19 protein-coding genes and 1 tRNA gene are annotated in these 23,698 nt (G+C 49.6%); 14 read left to right on the forward strand and 6 right to left on the reverse strand.

The features are described from left to right. Positions 1 to 1,063: 1,063 nt before the first annotated feature. The gene (locus tag KJS63_RS18950; RefSeq protein ID WP_213620564.1) at positions 1,064 to 1,966 is read right to left on the reverse strand and encodes an SDR family oxidoreductase; all 903 of its coding nucleotides are present in this window, start codon (positions 1,964 to 1,966) and stop codon (positions 1,064 to 1,066) included. A gap of 213 nt (positions 1,967 to 2,179) precedes the next feature. Between KJS63_RS18950 and ssuE the strand changes: the two genes are divergently transcribed. From ssuE to KJS63_RS18970, 4 genes are all read left to right on the forward strand, one after another. Then, positions 2,180 to 2,746, forward strand: a complete 567-nt coding sequence (ssuE, locus tag KJS63_RS18955; RefSeq protein WP_068613861.1) for an NADPH-dependent FMN reductase — start codon at positions 2,180 to 2,182, stop codon at positions 2,744 to 2,746. Between the two features lie 466 nt (positions 2,747 to 3,212). Continuing rightward, positions 3,213 to 3,800: a TetR/AcrR family transcriptional regulator gene (locus KJS63_RS18960; protein ID WP_068613864.1), complete on the forward strand. Its 588-nt coding sequence runs from the start codon at positions 3,213 to 3,215 to the stop codon at positions 3,798 to 3,800. A 170-nt stretch (positions 3,801 to 3,970) separates the two neighbouring features. Then, a complete protein-coding gene (locus tag KJS63_RS18965) occupies positions 3,971 to 5,377 on the forward strand; it encodes an MFS transporter (protein WP_213620565.1) in 1,407 nt (468 codons plus the stop codon). A gap of 96 nt (positions 5,378 to 5,473) precedes the next feature. After that, on the forward strand, positions 5,474 to 6,076 hold the full coding sequence (locus tag KJS63_RS18970; protein WP_213620566.1) for a P-loop nucleotide/nucleoside kinase family protein: 603 nt from the start codon (positions 5,474 to 5,476) through the stop codon (positions 6,074 to 6,076). Between the two features lie 315 nt (positions 6,077 to 6,391). Here KJS63_RS18970 and KJS63_RS18975 read toward each other — a convergent pair whose 3' ends face one another. The 4 genes from KJS63_RS18975 to KJS63_RS18990 form a co-directional block, all read right to left on the reverse strand. Continuing rightward, entirely contained in the window at positions 6,392 to 7,423 is a 1,032-nt protein-coding gene (locus KJS63_RS18975; RefSeq protein WP_213620567.1) for a ribonucleotide-diphosphate reductase subunit beta, read from the reverse strand. A gap of 1,198 nt (positions 7,424 to 8,621) precedes the next feature. Next, a complete protein-coding gene (locus tag KJS63_RS18980; protein ID WP_213620568.1) occupies positions 8,622 to 10,955 on the reverse strand; it encodes a ribonucleoside-diphosphate reductase subunit alpha in 2,334 nt (777 codons plus the stop codon). Between the two features lie 208 nt (positions 10,956 to 11,163). Further along, positions 11,164 to 11,703 carry an anaerobic ribonucleoside-triphosphate reductase activating protein gene (nrdG, locus tag KJS63_RS18985; RefSeq protein ID WP_213620569.1) on the reverse strand — a complete coding sequence of 180 codons (540 nt, stop codon included), beginning with the start codon at positions 11,701 to 11,703 and terminating at the stop codon, positions 11,164 to 11,166. Then, positions 11,700 to 13,685 carry an anaerobic ribonucleoside triphosphate reductase gene (locus KJS63_RS18990; RefSeq protein WP_213620570.1) on the reverse strand — a complete coding sequence of 662 codons (1,986 nt, stop codon included), beginning with the start codon at positions 13,683 to 13,685 and terminating at the stop codon, positions 11,700 to 11,702. Before KJS63_RS18990 ends, nrdG begins: the two co-directional genes overlap by 4 nt. 610 nt (positions 13,686 to 14,295) lie before the next feature. Here KJS63_RS18990 and KJS63_RS18995 point away from each other — a divergent pair. The 10 genes from KJS63_RS18995 to KJS63_RS19040 all read left to right on the forward strand — a co-directional run bounded on the left by KJS63_RS18995 (position 14,296) and on the right by KJS63_RS19040 (position 23,040). Next, positions 14,296 to 14,595 (forward strand): MTH1187 family thiamine-binding protein, encoded by a 300-nt coding sequence (locus KJS63_RS18995; RefSeq protein WP_213620571.1) that lies wholly within the window; start codon positions 14,296 to 14,298, stop codon positions 14,593 to 14,595. A gap of 75 nt (positions 14,596 to 14,670) precedes the next feature. Further along, positions 14,671 to 14,742 (forward strand) — tRNA-Thr (locus KJS63_RS19000). A gap of 649 nt (positions 14,743 to 15,391) precedes the next feature. Continuing rightward, the gene (locus KJS63_RS19005) at positions 15,392 to 15,979 is read left to right on the forward strand and encodes a hypothetical protein (RefSeq protein WP_213620572.1); all 588 of its coding nucleotides are present in this window, start codon (positions 15,392 to 15,394) and stop codon (positions 15,977 to 15,979) included. 497 nt (positions 15,980 to 16,476) lie between these two features. Further along, on the forward strand, positions 16,477 to 17,058 hold the full coding sequence (locus KJS63_RS19010; RefSeq protein ID WP_213620573.1) for a TetR/AcrR family transcriptional regulator: 582 nt from the start codon (positions 16,477 to 16,479) through the stop codon (positions 17,056 to 17,058). A 36-nt stretch (positions 17,059 to 17,094) separates the two neighbouring features. Beyond that, positions 17,095 to 18,105: an ABC transporter permease gene (locus tag KJS63_RS19015; protein ID WP_213620574.1), complete on the forward strand. Its 1,011-nt coding sequence runs from the start codon at positions 17,095 to 17,097 to the stop codon at positions 18,103 to 18,105. Continuing rightward, positions 18,098 to 18,967, forward strand: a complete 870-nt coding sequence (locus KJS63_RS19020) for an ABC transporter permease (RefSeq protein ID WP_213620575.1) — start codon at positions 18,098 to 18,100, stop codon at positions 18,965 to 18,967. Before KJS63_RS19015 ends, KJS63_RS19020 begins: the two co-directional genes overlap by 8 nt. Before the next feature lie 24 nt (positions 18,968 to 18,991). Next, entirely contained in the window at positions 18,992 to 20,587 is a 1,596-nt protein-coding gene (locus KJS63_RS19025) for an ABC transporter substrate-binding protein (protein ID WP_213620576.1), read from the forward strand. A 68-nt stretch (positions 20,588 to 20,655) separates the two neighbouring features. Further along, entirely contained in the window at positions 20,656 to 21,645 is a 990-nt protein-coding gene (locus tag KJS63_RS19030) for an ABC transporter ATP-binding protein (protein WP_213620577.1), read from the forward strand. Further along, positions 21,629 to 22,600, forward strand: a complete 972-nt coding sequence (locus tag KJS63_RS19035; RefSeq protein ID WP_213620578.1) for an ABC transporter ATP-binding protein — start codon at positions 21,629 to 21,631, stop codon at positions 22,598 to 22,600. Before KJS63_RS19030 ends, KJS63_RS19035 begins: the two co-directional genes overlap by 17 nt. A 20-nt stretch (positions 22,601 to 22,620) precedes the next feature. Further along, on the forward strand, positions 22,621 to 23,040 hold the full coding sequence (locus tag KJS63_RS19040) for an OsmC family protein (RefSeq protein WP_068613902.1): 420 nt from the start codon (positions 22,621 to 22,623) through the stop codon (positions 23,038 to 23,040). Between the two features lie 59 nt (positions 23,041 to 23,099). Here KJS63_RS19040 and KJS63_RS19045 read toward each other — a convergent pair whose 3' ends face one another. Beyond that, the gene (locus KJS63_RS19045) at positions 23,100 to 23,660 is read right to left on the reverse strand and encodes a sugar O-acetyltransferase (protein ID WP_213620579.1); all 561 of its coding nucleotides are present in this window, start codon (positions 23,658 to 23,660) and stop codon (positions 23,100 to 23,102) included. Between the last annotated feature and the right edge of the window lie 38 nt (positions 23,661 to 23,698).

A 23,698-nucleotide genomic window follows, 5' to 3' on the forward strand; every position in this document is an offset into this window, starting at 1 on the left:
CGAAGCACAGACATGGCAACGGACAGAGGCTATTCACATGCGGTCAACGCTTAATAATCAGGCCAATGTGTAGCCTATCTTGCCTATCTATCTCCTACTGTTGGTTGGGCATTCGGTTAAACTTTGGCTTGAGATGAATGGGCGGAGTGAGAAGTTCCTAGGTTTTGGAGTTAGCGATTCGGTCAACTCTTAACGATCTTGTCTTACGTGTCTTGCCTGTCCTTCATGTTTTCTGCTGTTGGTTGGGCGTTCGGTTAATCATAGACTTGAGGTGAAATGCACGAAGTGAGAGATCTTAAGTTGCTGGAGTTAGCAATTCGATTAACTCCCAACGTTCTTGTCCCACGTGTCTTGTCCATTTAACCTTCATGTCTCTTGCGTGGTAGTGTCCGGATAATCGCAAGCATAAAGTAACCGGGAGTGAGAAGATTTGATAAGGCCTTGCAGATCCTCTGCCTGCTCTCTCGTTTTGCCTAGCAGCAGCCGCTCCTCAGCACTTTTCTCCACCCCGCAAGATGAGCCTGCAGGCGGAAGTGGAACTGAATTGTTCCACGGGCAACAATTAATTAATGGTATAAATTATTAATTCGAGAAATTTTCTTATTCATTAAGCCTGCATTCAGATAGAAGAGGAAAGAGGAAGCTTTGCGGCCTTCGATTGTATCCCTTTACTCTGGATGCGGGCTGTTTGATGCGCATTCTATACCTACAGGTCCTCCGTTTAGCACCGCATAGAGGTGGGCCAAGCCTGGATTTTACCTTCGAAGCTAAGCCACAGGCAGGGGCCTGGAGCTTAGCGTTAGGTTGACATGAGGAAGCCAGAAGTATTACCCAGAAGTTTTACATGGAAGACGGATGGCTTAAGAGGGCCGATCTTAGTTTGGCCTTGCTCTTCGAGGTGAGCCCACCCGGCGGATGCCGTTGGTACAATGTACAGCCTGAGCCATTTACATAAGCGAATCACCCGATCTGTGAGCTTTATGATAGGTTTTTGGTTTTTAACAAGGTCCCCGGTCTGTGAGTTTTATATGGGTCTTTAACAAGGAGATAGGATCATCCATGATCAGGTAGTGACCATATCACCGCCATTGACATGAATAGTCTCGCCGGTTACGTAAGAGGAATCCTGGCTGGCTAAATATACATAGGCCGGGGCAAGCTCATACGGCTGACCGGCCCGCTGCATTGGAGTCTTCGTGCCGAAGGTGGATACCTCCTCCGCAGAGAAGCTGGATGGGATAAGCGGTGTCCAGATCGGACCCGGTGCTACTGCGTTGACCCGGATGCCCTGGTCTACAAGAGATAGGGCCAGGGAACGTGTAAAAGAGACGACTGCCCCCTTGGTAGATGAATAGTCGATAAGCTCCTTTTGCCCCCGATAAGCCGTGATGGAGGCTGTATTAATGATGGCTGCCCCCCTGCGGAGATATGGCAGGGCCGCCTGCACCAGGAAGAAGAACGGAAAGATATTCGTCTGGAACGTATGGTACAGCTGCTGCTCTGTAATATCCATAATGCTGCTTTGAGGGTACTGTACCCCATGGTTGTTCACAAGGATATCGAGCTGGCCAAAATGCAGGATCGTCCCGTCAATAACCGAGGAGCAGTTGCTTTTAAACCTTAAGTCGGTCTCCATCAGAATACAGCGTCTGCCGAGCTGCTCAATCCGGTTTTTTGTTTCCAGCGCATCAGAGGTTTCGTTTAGATAGGCAATGACAATATCGGCTCCTTCTTTGGCAAAAGCATACGCTACGGCACGTCCAATCCCGCTGTCTCCACCTGTGATTACAGCCACTTTACCGAGCAGCTTGCCGCTGCCGCAGTATTCCGGGATTTCGGAGATGGGCCTTGGGTTCATCAGGCTCTCTATGCCTGGCTGAACGGGCTGGTGCTGGGGAGGGAAGCTCAGTTTCTGGTCTATGCACACCGTCTTTTTTCCGTAATAGGGATATACGGGGTTTATCATAGTCAAATAATCTCCTCTACAATTCGTTATTCTCTTGCTCATCCATATGCATCTGCCCATCTGAAGGTTCCTTGGAAAAAGGGAACCAAGCAGGTACAATGGGGAGGTGAAAAGTGATTTTATTGACAATCCGGAGAAAGCTTGATAGCATTTGTTTAAATCATAGTTTGTATGTCGGAATTAAAAAACAGGAAAAGAAAGGAGCATGTTATGATGTTCAAAGTCACGATTATTAACGGAAATCCGTCGTTAACTTCCCGTTTATCGGCAATCATCGGACTGACTGAGGAGATTTTGAAAAAAGAGAACATTGAGGTCCATCACGTTAATGTTGCGGAGCTTCCACCGGAGGATCTGATACATACGAAATTTGAGAGCGAGGCCATCGTTAAAGCCAATGCCCTGGTGGCTCAGGCCGATGCGGTTATTATCGCAAGTCCGGTGTATAAGGCCTCCTATACGGGAGTGCTTAAGACCTTTATTGATTTGATTCCGCAAAAGGGTCTGGCCGGCAAAGTTATCCTGCCCCTGTTCATCGGAGGCAGCCTTGCGCATCTGCTGTCGATCGACTACTCCTTGAAGCCAGTGCTGGCCGCGCTGGGCGCACGCCATATTCTGGGCGGTGTGTATGCTGTCGATAACCAGGTTGCCCGCACAGAGGCTGGCGGCTTTGATATTGCTGAGGATTTGCGTATCCGGCTGGAAGATAACGCGGCTGAGCTCATTAAGGAAACCCGTCTCCGCGTGGAGAACAACCAGCTTCCGAAGGGTCTGGCTTAAGCTGATTTTAAAGCAAGGTGTGAGGTTCTACTGTTAGGGTAGCTCATTTCCTGGGGGTTCCGGGGGCCTAGGATACCAGGGCGAGGTATGGTGTTGATGGTGTGAGGTCTTGCTGTCCGTTTGCCCGAGGCTGTAGCTCCCAGCACCCACGGTGTGCTGTTTGCGATGAGGTCCACAGCGTACCGTTGCAATAATGGTAGTTTTGTGAAGATACAGTGCAGATGTTAAACAGCAGAATGTTCTGAGGGATTTAGCAGGTAATGCTGCACAATTGAAAGGCCCCTGACTTATGTTGGAGTGCATTTCTTAGAATTGATATTCGGAAAAGCCTGGTTATTCCAATGAATTCTAGAGAGGTTCTTGAACATATGAAGACAGGGGCTTTTTGACCCTTTACAAATATTTGGACTACGTCTATGATGATGTTAGTAATCACTAACATCTGTTGCTGACCGGAGGAATTTAAATGGATACTAAATCTTGGTCCAGTAGTGACAGACTGCTTCTGGCAGCTATTGATCTGTTCGCGGAAAAAGGCTACAACGGGGTTACCACTAAGGAGATTGCGGCGGCCGCAAATTTAAGCGAGATGACCCTGTTTAGGCAATTTGGCTCCAAGCAGAACCTGCTGGAGGCTGCGGTGGACCGTTTTCATTATGGACCAGAGATGAAGACTCTGTTTCAGGAGAAGCTCGTTTGGGACTTGCAGACAGATTTGCTTTTGGTCAGCAGGACCTATCACGAAATTATGAACCGTAATACAAAGCTGATTCAGATCGGGGTGAAGGAATCCGCCCGGATTCCGGGCCTGCACGAGAGGCTGCATCAGCACCCCCGGCAGCTTAAGGAGTTTCTTACGAGATATTTCGAAGGGATGTATGAACGGGGCAAGTTGATTCAGACCTCGCCTGAGCATCTGGCACTTGCGTTTATGTGGATGAACCACGGCGCTTTTCTGGATAGTCGTAGACCGGAACGGTCGCTTAGTACGGCACCGCTGGATGAATTTATACAGGAGAGTGTACTGGTTTTCGCTAGGGGATTAACCCCCTAGATTTTTTATCGTATTGATGTTAGTTAGTACTAACTAACAGACAGATGGAGGTCCCTGATGGCTAAGGAGTTGGAGCTTTTGCCCTGAGCCTGGCTGGAGCTGTACGGAGAAGCGAATACGCTGCTCTATAGTCTTAGCCTTCCATTTTAAAGCAGAAAGAAGGAGAGAGAATGAATACTGAACTTAAGCACTCAGCGGGAGAAAAGCTGATTCGGATTTTGGCTTTTACTCTGGTTATTTCGGTTATGAATGCCTCAATATTCAATATTGTCCTGCCGGAAATTGCGCGTGATTTCCAGCTGTCCACTGCCCAGGTAAGTTGGGTAACCTCGATCTATATGCTAATGTATGCGATAGGCTCGGTGATTTATGGGAAATTAGCGGATAAATATAAATTTAAAAACCTGCTCACCTTCGGACTGATTGTATTCGCTCTGGGTTCAGCCATAGGATTGACCGCCAATTCGTATATTATGATTCTGCTTGGGCGTTTGTTCCAAGCGGCCGGTTCCTCGGTAATCCCTGCTGCCGCCATGATTATTCCAGTCAGATATTTCCGGCCTGAGGTCAGGGGGCGGGCCTTGGGTATCTCTGCAATTGGAATGGCCATGGGGAATGCGGCTGCCCCTGTCGTCTCCGGTGTGGTGATGAGTGTAGGGGACTGGCGCTGGTTATTCAGCCTGTCATTGCTGACGCTGCTGACACTTCCTTTTTACCGAAAATACTTGGATGATCAAGGTGGAGTGGTGAAGAAGATGGATCTGCTGGGCGGTGGTCTGCTTGCCGGAATGGTGGCCCTGCTGCTGCTTGCGATCACAAATGGGGGATGGATGTTCGGGATTGGAGGATTGATCCTGCTCTTGTTGTTTATTCTGCGGATTGTTAGTGTATCAGAACCCTTCGTGGAGCCCCGCCTATTCCGGAACAAAAATTATGTATTTGGCTTGTTGATGGTCGTACTTGTTAATGGTTGTGCGATCTCACTGCCTTTCCTGATTCCGCAGCTCTTCTCGCGGGTTAACCATGTTGATCCGGGAATTATCGGATTTCTGATGGTTCCGGGTGCAGCAGCTTCAGCCATCTTGGGACTGAAGGGAGGACGACTCGCGGATCAGAGGGGCAACTCCTTCGTAATCTATGTTGCCTTTGGATTGCTCATTCTATGTTATATGCTGTTGTCCTTCACCGCTGGGAGTCTGCCTTGGCTGATTGGGGCTATAATAATATTTGGAAATGTCGGGGTTACATTTATGCAGATTGGGCTGTCGAATACAATTTCCCGCACGCTGCCCCCTGAACAGACGGGGGTTGGCATGGGACTGATGTCCATGCTGAATTTTATTACGTTTGCCGCAGTCTCTGCGATTTTAAGCCGAATCCTGGATCAGGGGGCTGCAGGCAGCTGGAATCCGCTCCATCCTTACCCCGGGGCGGCGGTGTTCAGTAATATTTATTTGGCTGCTGCAGGGGTAAGCCTAATCTTAACTGTAATTTACACACTACGTAATAAACAAGCCCGGGGCATGGTCAAGGTGGCAGAAGATAAGCAATTGACTGGACGTGGATTGGCAGATTAGTGACCTAGTGACCTTCAGCTTGGGCACCGCGCTACACTTGCTTCCTTCATTGTGTTAAAATGTACAAATGAATATATCAGAACTGGAGGCATAACCATGCAAAAACTGGTTTTCTTTGTAGGAGTAGCAGGTACAGGCAAAACTACGGTGGCCCGCAAGCTGTCCGCACGGATTCAGGCTGCCTTTTTAGATAGAGATACAGTAGGTGGAAGATTTGTGGAAAAGATTTTGGAGATGAATCATCTCGATAAGAATGACCGGGACTCGGAGTTCTACAAAGAGCATCTGCGTGATTTGGAGTATGACACAACCAAAGATATTTGCATTGATAACCTGGCCGCTGGGCAGAGTGTATTCATGATCTCACCGTTCACCTCCGAGCTGAAGAACAAGGCCTGGATTGAGGAAGTGCTGTCAGCTGCCGGACTCAGCCTGGATCAAGTGGATGTTAAGGTGGTTGTGGTGACACTCAGCGATATGGACGTGCAGAAAGAACGGATTATCGAAAGAGCCACGGAGCGCGACACATGGAAGCTTAACCATTGGGATAATTTCAAGAAACGTGTGGAGTTTGTGCCTGAGGTGAACTGGAACATTCCAGCCTCGTCTATCCTGGTGTTTGATAACAGTGGCGACCTGACCGATGAGAAGGTTGAAGGGCTGTACCAATTCATCACTGTCGACCCTAAACAGGACTAGATAGCTCTAATCTCTAGCCTCTGGCTTTTGTACAATAGATTTATTTACAAAAGGCTATGTGCAAAAGGCTATGTGCAAAAGATATACTTCACATAGGTACAAAACAGTAGAGATTATACCGGTAGGTTCTATAACAGAAAGGTTATAAACAAGGGCATACAAAAACTGCATGCACAAAGTACACAAAATGCATACAAAAACTGCATAAACAAAGTCATGCATAAAATTGCATAAACAAAAAAGGCGTACAGCTCTTGCAAGCTGCACGCCTTTTTCTTTATCTATTCAGATCTGTTCAGGAGTTCATACTCCTTCTTACAGATCGTCAAATCCGTTGTCGTCACCAACTTTACCGTAGTTACGGGACTTGGCTTCGAAGAAGTCCGTCTTGGTTGCATTGAGAGCCTCATCGGAGAAAGGCTTGATCCAAGGCATGCAGTTCACATCCACACCTTGATAAGCTTTATCCAGACCCATCAGGGTCAGGCGCTTATTCGCGATGTATTTGATGTAATCAGACAGCTCGTTCAGATCGATGCCTTTTACTTCTTTGAGGGTGTAATGCGCCCAGTTGGTCTCAAGCTCAACCGCACGGTTGATAGTACGGTATGCGTAGTCGATGTTCTCCTTCGTATTCAGCTCCGGATAGTCCGCAAGCAGCTGCTTGAATACCTCTGCGAAGAAATAGCAGTGCTGGTTCTCGTCCCGCTGGATGTAAGAGATCATCTGGCTTGTGCCCATCATCTTCTGGTCGCGTGCCAGGTTGTAGAAGAAGGCAAAGGTGCTGTAGAAGAAAATACCTTCCAGGATCAGGTCGGCAACCAGGGCTTCGAAGAACGTCTGCGGCGTAGCGTTGTCACGGAAGTTCTGATAGATGTCCGAGATGAACTTGTTGCGCTCCAGCAGCACCGGATCATGTTTCCAATATTCGAAGATTTCCTTCTGCTCCTGCTCGGATACGATAGAGGACAGCACGTAGGAGTATGATTGGTTGTGCACAACCTCCTGCTGGCCGATAATCGCGGAGATCGCCTCCAGCGAGGAGTCAGTGAAATAGCGCTTCACGTCGCCCACAAACATGGTCTGCATGGAATCCAGCACAGCCAGCAGAGAGATGTTGATCTTGAACGTGCGCTGCTCTTCACTATCCAGGCGTGCGAACTGCTGCGCATCCTTGGACATTGGGATCTCATCTGCAATCCAGTGGTTGAGAAGAAGAACCTTATACAGCTTATACATATGCGGCATCCGGATATCGTTCCAGTTCAGGATACCCGAGCATTCTCCGCCAATAATGCGCGTAGATTTGTTAGGTGCCTCTGTATTAAAAATTGTTTGTAATTGCATTACAATCATCTCCTTAAAATATTGCGTTCAGCCAGCGAGATAGTGCTTTGGTGCGAGGAGGGGCTCCTTAGCAGCTTGCCACTTTGTGCGTGGTAAACGCTCCGAGAGCGTAACGATCCTCCGATCGCTGTTATCTCCAAGTTTCCTGATTGGAACCACCGCAGCGGTAGAAACTCGGAGATAAAGGCAACCGCTGCCGCTTCTCCAGATTCGTTCTGCCCTCTCCGCTCCCGCTGCAATTGAACCAACAAAACCATTCTCCGCACAGATTCGTGGGCCAATAAGTAGGCGCAGGATTTGTACGTGGTAGACGCTCCGAGAGCGCAACGATCCTCCGATCGCTGTTATCTCCAAGTTTCCTGATTGGAACCGCCGCAGCGGTAGAAACTCGGAGATAAAGGCGACCGCTGCCGCTTCTCCGGATTCGTTCCGCTCACTCCGCTCCCGTTACAGCTAAACCAACAAAACCATTCTCAGCTCTTGCTCTTGCCTCGCACAAACCTAAGCGAATCCGCAGGGAGAGCGCCTCTCAGCACATCCTCAGATCGCCCTGCACTAAGCCTAAGCGTATCCCGCAGGGAGAGCGCCTCACAGCACATCGTCTCAAGCTAAACACAAAAGCAACTCCCAGGCCGCCCTGCACCAAGTCTAAGCGTATCCCGCAGGGAGAGCGCCTCACAGCACATCGTCTCAAGCTAAGCACAAAAGCAACTCCCAGACCGCCCTGCACTAAGCCTAAGCGTATCCCGAAGGGAGAGCGCCTTGCAGCACATCGTCTCAAGCTAAGCACAAAAGCAACTCCCAGACCGCCCTGCACTAAGCCTAAGCGTATCCCGAAGGGAGAGCGCCTTGCAGCACGCCGTAAAGTAAACCCGCCCGCATTCACACCAACATCCAGCCAGGAGCTCTCAAGTAGAGCGTGCCCCGCAGGGGCGACAAGCGGCTCCTAGCACGAATCTCACCCGGGTCATAAAAGCCTGGCTCCCAAGCGATTGAAACAGGTAACTAGACACATCCAATCCGAAAGCGGGTCCCGATAGGGACGGCAAGCGATCCCAGCACGAATTCCCCACACAACCGTCTCTCACACTCTTACGTTCGCCCACCCGGGTGTCCAGAGGGCAAAGCCCTTGGGGCCCTCCCTTGGAAGGGAGGGTTTGGGTGGGTTGGAAAAAGCCTTCAAAGGCTCTTTCGGATTTTACGATGCACACGACTCACATTCTTCAATCGTCAGCGCACGGCTGCGCACATAATACGTCGATTTGATGCCCGCTTTCCAGGCATGCAGGTGCAGACTGAGGAATTCAGTAGCTTTGATGTCAGGGCGCACATACAGGTTGAAGCTTTGCGCCTGGTCCACGTGACGCTGACGGGCCGAAGCCATCTTGATGGACCAGTTCTGGTCAATCAGGAATGCGGTTTTGTAATACCAGATCGTCTTCTCGGACAGGTCCGGAGCCGGATTGGCAATTTTGTAAGTTGTCTTCTCTTCATAGGACAACAGTTCATACAGCGGATCGATACTTGCTGTAGATCCGGCAATGATTGAAGTGGAGCCATTTGGCGCGATAGCGAACATCCAGGCGTTACGCACGCCATGCTCATGCACTTCAGCCTGAAGAGCGCGCCACTCTTCAGTAGTTACATATTTGCCTTCACGGGTTCCGTCGGTGTAATGACGGTAGGTGAAGTAGTGGCCTGTATCCCAGTCGGAGCCTTCGAATTTGGCGTAGCGGCCTTTTTCCTTGGCCAGCTCCATGCTGGAGCGGACAAGCAGGTAGTTGATTTTCTCATATAGAGCATCGTTGTAGGCCACGGCTTCGTCGGACTCCCAACGGATGCCTTCCAGAGCCAGCAGGTGATGCAGACCGAACGTTCCCAGACCGATGGCGCGGTACTGGCTGTTCGTGTATTGAGCCTGCAGCACTTCGATGTTGTTAATGTCGATGACGTTGTCCAGCATGCGGACCTGAATCGGTACGAGACGCTCCAGAACGCCGGCAGGAACCGCACGTGCCAGGTGAATGGAGTTCAGGTTGCAGACTACGAAATCACCCGGAATTTTGGAGATGACAATGCGGGTCTGGCCGTCTTTGGTTACAAGCTCTTCTTGTTCAACCACCGTAGCGGACTGGTTCTGCATAATCTCTGTGCAGAGGTTGGAAGAATAGATCATGCCATGCGCACGGTTCGGATTGGCCCGGTTCACTGTGTCACGGTAGAACATGTACGGGGTACCGGTCTCCAGCTGGGATTTCATAATCCGTTTCATAATATCGATAGCCTGTACGGTAATACGCGGAAGCGTTGGATGAGCCACCGCTTCTTCATATTTCTCACGGAAGGAGCCTTCACCGAAGGACTCATCGTAGAAGTCTTCAAGTCCCAATGGGCGTCCGTTCGCGTCTTTCCAGCCCATGGTCTTCTTCACTTCATGCGGGCAGAACAAGCTCCACTCGTCACGGTTCTCTACTGCCTCCATGAACAGGTCGGGAAGGCAGACCCCGTGGAACACGTCATGCGCGCGCATCCGTTCGTCCCCGTTGTTCAGCTTCAGATCAAGGAAGGCCAGGATGTCCTTATGGAACACATCCAGGTATACGGCGATCGCGCCTTTACGTGTGCCGAGCTGGTCAACGCTGACTGCGGTATTGTTCAGCTGGCGGATCCAAGGGATAACGCCGGAGCTGGTGTTCTTGTGGCCGCGGATATCCGATCCGCGGGCCCGGACTTTGCCAAGGTATACGCCGATACCGCCGCCCATTTTGCTCAGACGGGCCACATCGGTGTTGGAGTCGAAGATGCCTTCCAGGGAATCATCGACCGTATCGATGAAGCAGCTGGAGAGCTGTCCGGCTACTTTTTTACCGGCATTGGACATGGTTGGCGTCGCTGCGGTCATGTAGATGTTGCTCATGGCCCAGTAAGCTTCTTTGACCAGTTCCATACGCGTCTCAGCCGGTTCCTTGTGCATCAGGAACATCGCGATAACCATATAGCGTTCCTGCGGAAGCTCCATAACTCGTCCGTCAAAATCGTTGGCGAGATAGCGCTCAGCAAGGGTAAGCAGCCCGATATAGTCAAACAGCAGATCGCGCGAAGGATCAATCGTTTCGCCGAGTTCTTCAATCTGCTCTTTGGTATAGACTTCGAGCAGTTCCTCTTTATAAATGCCAGCCTTGGTCAGCTCGCTTACGAGGTGATAGAACGATCCGTACGGTTCTTCCGGATACGCTTTGTAGCGGCGGTTGAACGCAGCTTTCTTATACAGTGTCGTAAGCAGGGAACGCGCAGCGGCGAACTTCCAGTCCGGCTCTTCCTTGGTTACAAGCTCCAGCGAGGACATGGTAAACGCGTTGCTGATCTCCTCAGCGGTGACTTCATCACGGCGCAGCTTGGAGGTCACTCCGCGCAGCAGGCGTTCTTTATCCAAAGAAGGGAGCCCTTCGAGAATGCGGTCCGCATAAATACCTAGACGGTTGTTGTCGAAAGCGAGTTGACGGTTGTTCGGTTTAGTGACAAAGGATGGCATAGAAGTAAATCCCTACTTTCTTATTGAAATATAAATTTATAGAGTAAAATTGCAGATTACATCGTTTGAAACTGGCTGCAATGGATCGTCTGTTTTTGGCTGGTTAGGTTTGCCGCTCAAAAAAGGACCACAAGAAGCAATTATACTAGAAAGAGTCATGGCGATAAAGAAAGAATTAAAGACTTTGCTGCCGTTATTTGTATTCATTTCAAGGTGAAAATGGCTCTAAGCCAGAGCTGAAGCGGCTTTTCCAGAGAACAGCTTTTTCTTGGGCAAGACTCTTCGGAACATCAATCAGCCGCTGATTGGAGCTCCCGCAGTAACGCAGGGAAGGATCGCGCAGCTCCTCCATGAAACGCCCGTCGACAAGCACTTCGCAGCGCGACAGCAGTGCGTATTCGGCCGAATCGGGCTGGGCGGTTAACTCCTCAAACGTATAACCGCTGTAAATCCATACCGGGATGGGACCGGCTTTAAGGCGCAGCAGATCCAGAAAGGCGCTGACCTCCTCCGCAGAGAAGAAAGGATCTCCGCCAAGAATCGTGACTCCATTCAATAACGGATTGTTCTTAATTTCATCGATGATCTCAAGCTGCCTGGCCTCCGTGAAGGGCTCGCCGTAATTGAAATTCCAGGTCTTCGGGCTGAAGCAGCCCGGGCAGTAATGCCGGCATCCGCTGATGAAGATGGCGGCCCGGAGGCCCTCGCCCTCATTAATGGACTCCGGGGAATATCCGCAAATATTCATGGGGTATGCTTAACCCGGTCTCTGACTTCGGCCTGCTTGGCCCCGTTGAACCGGGTCTGGAAATCCCCGGTTAGGTAGCCGGTGACCCGGCGAAGCCTGCGGATATGTACATCATTCTCATGGCTTCCGCAGGAAGGGCAGGTGGCCCCGATAATGCCTTCATGCCCGCAGGCGGAGCAGCGGTCAATCGGATGATTGATGCTGAAGTAGCTTACCTGCTGATCCAGGGCATATTGGACGATGCGCAGGAACGCTTCCGGGTTGGCCCGGGCATTCCCGTTCAGTTCAATATAGGAAATGGCGCCAGCGTTGCACAGGTCGTGGAACGGGGCCTCAAGCTTAATTTTGGTGGCCGCGGTCACCGGATAGTACACAGGCACGTGGAACGAATTCGTGTAATATTCCCGGTCCGTTACACCGGGGATTGCCCCATAGAAAGCACGGTCACGCTTGGTGAATTTGCCGGACAGCCCTTCAGCCGGTGTGGCGAACAGGGTGATGTTCAGGTTCAGCCTGTCGCTGTGGCGGTCACAGTAGCTCCGCATGTATTGGATCAGCTGCAGCGCCTTTTGATAGACCTGCTCATCCTCGGCATGATGTTTGCCGTACAAGGCTTTCATGCACTCTGCCAATCCGATGAACCCGATGGACAGGCTTCCGTGCTTGAGCAGATCTCCCACAGGAGCTTCCGGATCAAGCTGCTCGCCGCCCTCCCATACCCCTTCACGCATCATGAAGTCGGATGCCTTGGCTTTCTGGGAGGACTGAATCTCAAAGCGGTGAAGCAGCCCTTCCAGGGCGATATCCAGGCAGCGGTCCAGCTCCCGGTAAAAGCCCGCTTCATCGGCTTTCTTGCGCCGCCCGAGCGCTATGCCATGCTCAATCCCCATCTTCACCAGGTTCAAGGTGTTGAAGGATAGGTTGCCTTTGCCGGACAAGTGATTGCGGCCGAAGCGGTCGGCCAGCACCCGGGTGCGGCAGCCCATCGTGGCGAACTCGGTATCCGGGTTGGCCGGATCGTAGTAAGCCAGGTTGAGGGGCGCATCCAGATTGGCGAAATTCGGATACAGACGATGTGCCGAGCATTCCGCCGCTTTCAGGAAGAGCGGGTAGTTCGGTTCTCCAGGCGCCTGGTTGATGCCTTTTTTACACTTGAAGATTTGGATAGGGAAGATCGGAGTCTCCCCGCTGCCAAGTCCTCTTAAGGTAGCCGCCAGGATGGAACTGATGACAAGCTGCCCTTCAGGTGAAGTGCAGGTGCCGTAGTTAATGCTCGTAAAAGGGATTTGCCCTCCTGCCCGGCTCGACATCGTATTCAGGTTATGGATAAGGCTTTCCGCGCCCTGCAGTGTCTCAAGCTCCGTCTCCTTGAGAGCATAACGGAAGGCCTTTGGATAACGTTCCTGGAGATCCAGGCGGCTCATGTGGACTTCCCCAAGCTCTGCGCCTGTAATGTTTGGATCCTGCTCCTCGAAGTAATCCAGGCCTTTAAGAAAATACTTCGAGAAGGACTTGGCCACATAAGGAGCCAGGTCATGGTCCAGCTTGTTCGCAGATACGCCGCCATACTGGGAGTTCTGCTGGGACTGGAAAATAATCGCCACCAGCGCCATAGCGGTCATGATGGAATTCGGCGGACGGACACTTCCGTTGCCCGTATTGAAGCCCTGCCGAAGCAGTTTAGCAAATGGGATGAATATGCAGTTCGTTGTGCCAATGGCGTATTGATCAAGATCATGAATATAGACCCAATTGTCTTCATAAGCTTGCACAAGCGGTGTTGGCATCACAAAATGCTTTGCATACCACTTGGCATATTCACTGCCGAATTTGCTCATTTTCCCTGAGAAGCTCTCTCCGTTCAAATTGGCATTCTCCCGCAGCATCTCCAGATCGAGGCTGCCCCGAATGTCATCTCCAAGCTGTATAACTTCACTTAGCATACTTTCTTGTCTGCCAAGAACCGGATTCAATAGTGCCATTTACAACTTCTCCCCTCGATATACTTGTATATACGGATGCGAAAGAAGCTCCCATTCCAGCAACACTGCTGATACTTATCGTGCAGGTAGGAAAGCAATCGGGCTTTCGAATTGTTGTATGTAGTGCATCCGGACTCCCGTGTCTTCCCAAGAGAAGGAGGGCGTCGTGAAAACAGGCATATCCTGAAAGCCGAACACTTGCAGAAGAAGTCGGGGAATACGTGGTTTCGGGTAGAATCATGAGATCCTCCAGAACAATAAGCCCACAGAAGCGTCTGGCTTGCCAAAAGCCTGTTCACACTATATTTGGTTTCGATTTATTTACATTACCACAATATATAGTGTTTGAATAGGGTTTGAAAATCCAAAACGCCAAGAAAAAGGGGCTTGACTTTTCGAGAGATAACCGCCTTCCCGCACCCTGCTTGGGATGAGCCGATTCAAAGAAATTTCACAAAAATTTTTTGCGGGATTTTGAAGAAAATTGGTTGTATTTGGGGTGTAAATTTTCATGGTTTTCAGCTTGGTCTTTGGAAAAATGAAAGGGGGATGTTAAAATTAAATAAGAACAAATAGCGGGATAATTCAAATGAGAAGGGAGAAGTTGATTGTGGCTATTGCTGAGGTAACTATTATTCCTATAGGCACAGGTTCCACCAGCCTGAGTGCTTATGTGGCTCAGATGCAGCGGGTGCTGCAGAAGCAGGAAGGGGTAGAGTATCAGCTCACATCCATGAGCACGATTATCGAGGGACCGCTTGACCGCATCCTTGCGGCCATAACGGCGCTTCACGAAGCGACTTTTGAGGCTGGAGCCGGTCGGGTCTCCACATCCATCAAAATCGACGACCGTCGCGATAAGCCTTCCTCTTCAGAGCAGAAGCTGCGTTCGGTGAGAGAGAAGCTGTAAGGGCGGCTCTCTCCTTTGGTTCATCCCTAATAAGGGTTGAAAAAAGGAAGTCGAAGTATATAATTATAAACATAAGCTGGTGTAGCTCAGGGGTAGAGCAACGCACTCGTAATGCGTAGGCCGGGGGTTCAATTCCCTTCACCAGCATGCTTAGCAAGCCTTACAGGACGCGGATTTCCCGGTTTCGGGAACCGCGTCTTTTTGGTGATTTCGGCTGATGTTTTACTATTTTTCTAACCTTTAGTCAAGTGAAAGTGGGTTTTTCGCCATCTCGGGTGTTCATGATGTTTATAAATTGATTACAGTTTTCTCGGGCTTAAGAATGCTAAATGAACGCGTCTAAATATAAATTAACTTAAATAAAGAGGAACAGCTTTCTATAAGCTTGTTCTTTTTTTTGTAAAAAAACAGAGGAAGTGTAGTTGATATGAACATCAGAGTCATACCGATAGATCAAATTAACGAAGCACCATACAACCCTCGGGTGAGACCTTCAGCCCGGAGATCCGAAGGACGAGAAGCTAAAACGTAGTATTGAGGAATTCGGTTATGTGGAGCTGATCGTTTGGAATGAGCGTACAGGGAACATGGCCGGCGGCCATCAGCGGTATAAGATCATAGTTCATGAGATAGAGGTTCTATGGTCACTAATCAAAATGTGAGAGAGCTCCGTTGTTACAGAGGTGGTTCATTTGAGGAAATTGAGCGATTTGATCAATCATTTGTCCATATCCATTAAATTCAGGGACTCATATATATGTTAAAGATTCGTTGATAAAAAAGGAGGAGGCATGAAATGCCCAAAAGAACAGGACTAGGAAAGGTAAATAATACGCTCAAACAACTACGAACAACTAGAAGACAGAACGGAATCCGGGCGAGTAGCGTTGCAAAGGTAATGAGAATGATGATTGCCGCACAAAGATCATTGAATGCACAAAATCAGGTTGTTATTAGTCAAAGAACTAGGAGAATAAGTACGAATCGAAATTGGGTAAATGCACTAGAAATCGAGCGAAATCCGGAATGGGTGGCGCCGCAAGCTGGTGAATCGTACGTTTGGGGAAGGAATGACCCTAACGGTCCTGCTGCTGTGGTCGCCAGAAGATTTACGATTAGAAACGATATTGAGAGAGCTAGTTTGTTCCTGTCCGTGGATAATTTTGCAATCGTTTTAATCAATGGACGGCCGGTAGTTATAGACAATCCGCAAGGCAATGTTTCATTCTTTAATCCGGGAAGAACTTTTAATATTAGACGCTTCCTTCGGAGAGGTAGAAATGATATTGTGATCGCCGCTTTTAACTTCCCGTCAAATGCAAACAGAAGCGGAAATAATCCAGCTGGTGTCCTTGCACGTATCGAAATTGAACTAGAAGATTAGTCCCTTAGTAGCTCTAAGTTCAATCGGTTGCGAACTCGATAACGTTGCCGACGTCGCAATCATCACCGTATTCGACTTTAATTCGCCTTCTGCAGTATGAGCTCGCACTCGTAATGCGTAGGCCGGGGGTTCAATTCCCTTCACCAGCATGCTTTTAAGCCTTTTTCTATTGGCTTTTTCAATTAAAACAGACAGCCGTCTCCAAATTGGAGGTGGCTTTTTTGCGTTCGCCCCTTGGTTGCTTAGGCAATCCCATTGCTAGAAATAGTCATTCTTAGAATTTATAGGACTAAGGAAAGACGGATCTGCCAACCGCTAAAATAGAATCGTTTTAAAACCTAGGACAAAGGTCAGATTAAGCGGATTTATTCGTTGACAAAAACCGACTAAACCTATAAGATATTAAAATAACTGACTGACCAGTCAATCTGGAGGGAGTGATTTCCATCGCAAACGCAAATCAGTCTAGTCTCCGGGATACGAGAAAATCTCAATTAATGGATATAGCGGTTGAGAGATTTGCTAGATATGGATATCAGAACACTAAAATTTCGGACATTGTTAATGATGCCGGAGTTGCGCAGGGCACATTCTATTGGTATTTCAAGAGCAAGGAAGCGATAGCCCTTGAGATCATTGAGGCTGGCCGGGAAGATTTGCTTGCAGTGATCAAGAGAGGTTACCGGACTGGGGGCGGCTCTGTCCAGGAGATGGTTCAGGGTTCGCAGCGCCTGCTGGCGGACATTTTTAGATTTGCACAGGAACACCGGTATTTCATGCAGCTGCTGCTCATGGATAACGGGGAAGAGGAAGCCATTCGAAATGCGTTCCGGGAAACACGCATCGAAATGGAGGATTCGTTCAGGCGAAATATTGAACGGGCGGTCGAGCTGGGCATGCTGCCGAAATCGTCAGACATACATATACGGGCAGCGCTCCTGATGAGTTTGATTGAGGGAATTGTTGCAAGGTGGCTGTTCGGACCTAACCCTTCGGATTCCAACCTGCCTGAGCTTGCGGTGGATGAATTGGCAGCGCAGGCCGTTCATTTTGAGTTTTTTGGATTGCTTGGGATATGACAGGTTGAAGACAGCTGAGAAGGAGGATCATGTGAGTTGTTAAAGTATGCGCTTCGACGATTAGCCATGATGATCCCAAGTATCGCGGGGATCGTCATGATCACGTTCATCTTAACAAGAATTTTACCAGGGGACCCGGCGCTTATGATAACAGGGGAACAAGCGCTTCCCGAGTTTGTGAACAAGGTACGGGAGGAGTACGGATTCAATCAGCCGCTTTATATTCAGCTCTGGGACTATATCAAGCAGTTGTTCAGGGGCGATTTAGGGTTTGCCTGGCATACGGGGCACTCGGTCGTATCCGATTTTGTGTCCCGTTTCCCGGCCACCTTGGAGCTTACGCTTGCAAGCATGCTCGTAGCTTTAATTATAGCGATTCCTCTTGGCATTGCAGCAGCCTCCCGGCAGAACTCTATTTTTGACCATATCGCGAGAGTGCTGTCTTTCATTGGATCATCGGTGCCTATCTTCTGGCTTGGATTGCTGCTTATTACGTTATTCTACTCCAAGCTTGGTTGGTTGCCCGCGCCAATCGGCCGCATTACCGGTGACCTGAATCCACCGACTCACATCACAGGCTTGTATGTGCTTGACAGCTTGCTGAGCTGGGATATGGCCGCTCTGAAAAGCTCACTGCAGCATTTAATCCTGCCAGCGGTCTGCATGAGCATGGGCACGATGGCTATAGTCACGAAGATGATCAGGGCGAGCATGCTGGAGGTCATCCGGCAGGATTTCATGAGAACGGCCAAATCCAAGGGATTATCGCACAGAGCGGTCATTTACAGGCACGGTCTTATTAATTCCTTAATACCTTCCCTGACGGTAATCGGACTGCAATTTGGCGCACTGCTTGGGGGAGCGGTGATTACGGAGACGATCTTTGTATGGCCGGGAATCGGAAATTACGTAACGGAATCGATTCTCTCGGCAGACTATGCGCCTATCCAGGCGATGACCCTGATTAGTGCCGTATTGTATGGATTCATTAATCTTATTGTTGAGTTGTTATATGGGGTGCTTGATCCCCGGGTGAGATATGAATAGATCATTAAGGCAGCCATGGATAAGCTTCGTGAGGAAGATTACAGCGAAGAAATTGTTGTTAGTCGGTTTAATCATAGTTTTGGCATGGGTTATATTGGCGTTGGTAGCCCCATGGATTGCTCCGTTTGGACCTGATGAAATACGAACAGAAGACAAGCTGCAGTCCCCGAATATGGTGCATTGGTTCGGTACGGATAATTTTGGCCGGGATATTTTCAGCCGGATTCTGTACGGGGCGCGGGTCACAATCTGGACCGGGATGGTGGCGATAGGCATAGCAAGTGTGGTTGGAATACCGCTCGGCGCTATCGCCGGTTATTTTGGAGGTAAGACCGGGAATCTCATCATGAGATTTATGGACATTTTGCTTGCTTTTCCATCGCTGATCCTGGCCATGGCGCTTGCAGCATCGATTGGACCCGGTTTATTTGGCGCCCTGCTGGCGGTCGGCATCGTGGCTATACCGGAGTTCGCCCGTCTGATGTACGGTCAGACTGTTGTGATCAAGGAGAAGGAATTTATTGAAGCCAGCAAAGCGCTGGGGGTACGGCAGTCTGCGATTATTTTTCAGCATATTCTGCCGAACGCCTTGGCGCCGGTCGTGGTACAAATTACGCTTGGCCTGGGATCAGCCGTGTTGATTACCTCAAGCCTGAGCTTTCTTGGTCTGGGGGTCAAACCTCCAACAGCAGAATGGGGAGCCATGATCTCCTATGGCCGTGATTATATTATTTCGGGCGAATGGTGGATGACGGTGTTCCCGGGAGCTGCGATTGCTACAACGATTTTCGGATTTATTTTACTTGGAGATGGACTGCGCGATATTCTTGATCCGCACCGCCAATCTTCCAGACATAAATAGAAATATAGCGAAGGAGTGGAAGACATGATTAAAAGTAAATTTCTTATTCTTATTTCAGCATTGCTGGTACTGGTGCTTGCATCGGGCTGCGCGCAAAGCTCCAATCCGAGCGGAACCGCAAGCAGCAATACGGCGTCTAAGGCTGATTCTGCGGCTGGAAAAACGATTGCGATCGCTTATTCGCAAGGTGCAGGCCAAACGATGGACCCGCATGATGCCGGAGATTTGACTTCAGCCTCCTATTCATTTGCCCTGTATGATCAGCTGGTAACAAGCGCAACGGAGGAAGCCGGTGGCAAAACGGTGGGACGTACCGACAAAGTCGTTCCTTCACTGGCTGAATCCTGGAAGGTTTCCGATGATTTGAAGACTTATACGTTCACCCTCCGGGATGGGGCCAAGTTCCAAAGCGGTAAACCTGTCAATGCCGATGCGGTTGTATACTCATTTGAGCGGGTTCAAACCAAAGGCGAAGGCGGAAGTCTGTATAAGCTGGCAAATATTAAGTCTGTGACCAAAATCGATGATAAAACGGTTGAATTTAAGCTTGGTGCTCCTAATCACTTGTTCTTGAAATACCTGGCTACCTTTACGTTCTCGATCGTCGATCCATCTGTTGCTAAGGGCCAACCGGATGATTACCTGACTCAGCATTCCGCAGGCTCCGGGGCGTTTAAGCTTGAGAAATGGGACCCTGCTACCGAAGCTGTCTTTGTAGCTAATAAAGACTACTGGAAGGGTGCTCCAAAGGTTGACAAGGTGATCGTTAAGTACGTGGCAGAAGCTTCTAACCGTGAATTGTTCCTTGAGAAAAATGAAGTTGACGTAGCGCTCGACATCCCGGCTAAAGACGTGGAAAGCTTGTCGAAGAAAGACAACCTCACGATCAGCTCGGAATCCTCCAACCGGATTGTATACCTTGGCATGAATGCGAACTTCAAGCCATTCGACCAGCTGAAGGTGAGACAAGCTATAAACTATGTGATTGATCAGAACAAGCTGATTAAGGATGTGGCCTTCGGACAAGCCTCACCGCTGAAGAGCTCCATCTCCAGCAAATCTCCGGATTTCACATCCGAGGGATATGAGTATTCCCACAACCTGGACAAAGCTAAGCAGTTGATTAAGGAAGCGGGTTATGAGAAAGGATTTACCTTTGAATTAACCGTAAACTCATCAACTCAGGACTATGAAGATATTGCCGTCCTGCTTAAATCGGAGCTTGAGAAAATTGGAGTCACCTTGAACATTAACAAAGTAGCTCCAGCACAATACCGCGAGCTGATTAACAATAAAAAAGCAGCAGCTTATCTGGGCAAGTATACTTCGCTGGTCAATGACCCATCGTATCACTACGGTTTCCTGCTGGACAGCAAAGGTGCTTCCAACTATACAGGTTACAACAGTAAGGTCGTTGATAATCTGTTAGCACAGGCTAATGTCGAACCAGACGATGCGAAGCGTTCGGAGTTGTACAAGCAGGTCCAAAAACAGGTTACGGCGGATTCACCGTGGGCGTACCTGTATGAAAGCAATTTGATTGTTGGCATCAGCAAGGATGTAAAAGGGTACATCTTCTACCCGGATGAGATTATTCGCTTTAGTTCATTGTACAAATAAGAAGAAGGACCTCCGAGCCGAAGGGCGCAGGGGGTCTTACCTACTTTAATTCATCATGGGAGGCCGCTATGACCAAGCTCTTGGAAATAGATCAATTGTCTATCGACTTCTCCAGTGGTTCCGGTCCGATTCGGGTAGTAAACGGGGTGCAATTGGAATTGGAGGCAGGAGAAACGCTTGGCCTTGTCGGGGAATCCGGCAGTGGAAAAAGTGTGACCTCGCTGTCCATTATGGGACTGCTTCCCCAGGGGCTGGCCAAGGTGGCGGAGGGAGATATTCGTTACCGTGGACAGAGTCTGCTGAACATGTCCGAGTCCGAAATGCAAAAGGTGCGGGGCAATCAGATCGCCACGATCTTTCAGGAGCCGATGACGGCTTTGAACCCAGTCTTTAAGATCGGCCGCCAGGTTCGCGAGTCGATACGGCAGCATTCGAAAAAGAGTAAAAGAGAAGCCCATCAAGATGCGGTTGCCCTGCTCGGGGAAGTAGGCATATCCGCACCGGAGCAAATTATGGAGGCCTATCCGCACCAGCTGTCCGGAGGCATGCGGCAGCGTGTGATGATCGCGATGGCGATGGCCTCCAATCCGGATATTCTGATCGCGGATGAGCCGACAACCGCCCTAGACGTCACCATTCAGGCGCAAATTCTTGAGCTCATGAAGAAGCTCCAAAAGGAGCGGGGAACCGCAATTATTTTTATCACGCATGATCTTGGAGTTGTGGCTGAAATGTGTGACCGGGTGGCCGTCATGTATGCCGGTCAAATTGTGGAGCAGGGGGATGTCCGGACGCTGTTCAAGGAAGCTAAGCATCCTTATACAATCGGCCTGTTGAACTCGATGCCCAAGTTCTCGGGTGAGATGAAGCGTCTGAAGGCGATACCCGGCCAGGTTCCCCATCCTTCGGAATATTTGCCTGGCTGCCGGTTTGCCCAGCGCTGCCCTTCCAGAATGGATTTATGTGAGAACATAGAGCCGGCGCTTTACGACTTCGGCAATCAGCATTTATGCAAGTGCCATCTCTATAGGGGGGATACGGATGCAGCCCATTCTTGAGGTTAACGATTTAAAGAAGCATTATCCTGTAAAAACGGGTCTGTTCGGCCGGATTACTGGCGCCGCCAAATCACTCGATGGGGTATCCTTTGCAATTGAAAAAGGGGAAACGTTCGCTATCGTGGGGGAATCGGGTTCAGGGAAAACCACTCTAGGCAAAACCGTGCTCAGGTTAATAGAGCCTACCTCTGGAGGCATCCTGTTCGAGGGAGCAGATATTACAGAGCTCGGTAAGGAGGCCATGAGAAGGCTCAAGACGGACATGCAGATGGTATTTCAGGACCCGTTCGGCTCCCTTGATCCGAAATGGACCGTTCGTCGCATTTTGGAGGAGCCGCTGCGTACCCATTATAAATTGGCGCCTGCAGAGCTTATGGCAAAAGTGAATGATATCCTCGAGGTTGTAGGGCTGACCGCCAAACATGCTTCAAGGTATCCGCATGAACTGTCGGGCGGTCAGCGGCAGAGAGTAGGAATCGCCCGGGCACTGATTCTTGAGCCTAAATTCATCGTTTTTGATGAACCGGTGTCGGCACTGGATGTATCGATACAAGCCCAAATTCTGACCTTGCTGGAGGATCTGCAGAGCCGGCTCTCCCTTACCTATCTCTTCATTTCCCATGATCTGTCGGTTGTCCGGTACATTAGTACCCACGTAGGGGTTATGTACCTGGGGAAAATGATGGAGATCGGCCCCTCGGAGGAGCTGTTCACGAATCCGCTCCATCCCTATACACAGGCGCTGATCTCAGCCATACCCGAGCCGGATCCGGACAATCGAAGAGAGCGGATTGTTCTGTCCGGGGAGGTGCCGAGCCCGCGCAAGCCGCCTTCAGGCTGTGTATTCCATACCCGCTGTCCTCATGCCATGCCGCAATGCGGCAGCGTAGAGCCAGAATGGCTTAAAGTATCCGAGAATCGTTATACAGCTTGTCATTTATATCAAAAATCGTAATAGGAAAGTAGGTTATCCATATGCAAGTAACCACAACATGGCAGGGTAAAAAGTTTTTTCAAGCAGCAGGTCCTTCCGGCTACAACGTGAACATGGACGCAACTCCGCAATGGGGAGGGGAAGGTAATGGCGCTTCGCCCGTGGAAGTCCTGCTGGCAAGCTTGGCGGGCTGTATTGGTATTGATGTAACCATGATTCTGGAGAATTTCCTGTCTTCCATCGATAAATTGGAGATTGTAACGAACGGAGTCCGCAAGGAGGAACCTCCAAAGGGATTTGAATCCATCGAGCTGATCTTTAAAGTGGACGGCGATATTCCCGATTACCGGATTTGGAAGGCCATTGAACTTGGAACGTTGAAGTATTGTTCCGTATCGGATTCGTTGAGTGCGGCCATTACACACAGACTTATTCTGAATGGCGTAGAGGTGTTTAAATAAGAGAGAGGGCGCAGGTTCCGGTTGTGGGACCTGCGCCTTTTTCTAGCTAACAGTTCAAGTTACACTTCAACTTGTTTTATAATTCTAGCCGGGTTGCCGCCAACAATCATGTTGTCCGGAATATCCTTAGTCACCACCGCTCCAGAAGCAATAACGACATTATTTCCAATCGTTACGCCTGGATTAATAATGGCCCGGCCACCAACCCACACATTGTTGCCAATGGTTACTGGCTTGCCGTATTCGGGTCCTTGTATCCGTTCATATGGATTCACAGGATGTGTGGCCGTATACACGTGAACACCGGGTCCGAACATACAATGATCCCCGATCCGTACTTCACACACATCCAGGATGGTGCAGTCAAAATTAGCATAGAAATTCTCGCCAACGTGAATGTTGGAACCATAGTCAAACCGGATATTCGGCTCCATGCTGACGTTTTCTCCCGTGGAGCCCAGCAGCTCTTTGAGGATCTGGCTCCGGCGTTCTTCATCCATCTCGGTGGTCAGGTTATAAAGACGTGTCATTCGTCTGGCATAGGCTCGCTCACGTGTCAATTCAGGGTCGGAAGCAAGGTACAGTTCCCCATCCAGCATCTTTTGTTTTTCTGTTTTCATGGTATCTCTCCAATCCTCTCTTATCATGGCAATCCGTT

Source organism: Paenibacillus sp. J22TS3 (assembly GCF_018403205.1).
Classification (GTDB): Bacteria; Bacillota; Bacilli; order Paenibacillales; family Paenibacillaceae; genus Fontibacillus; species Fontibacillus tuaregi.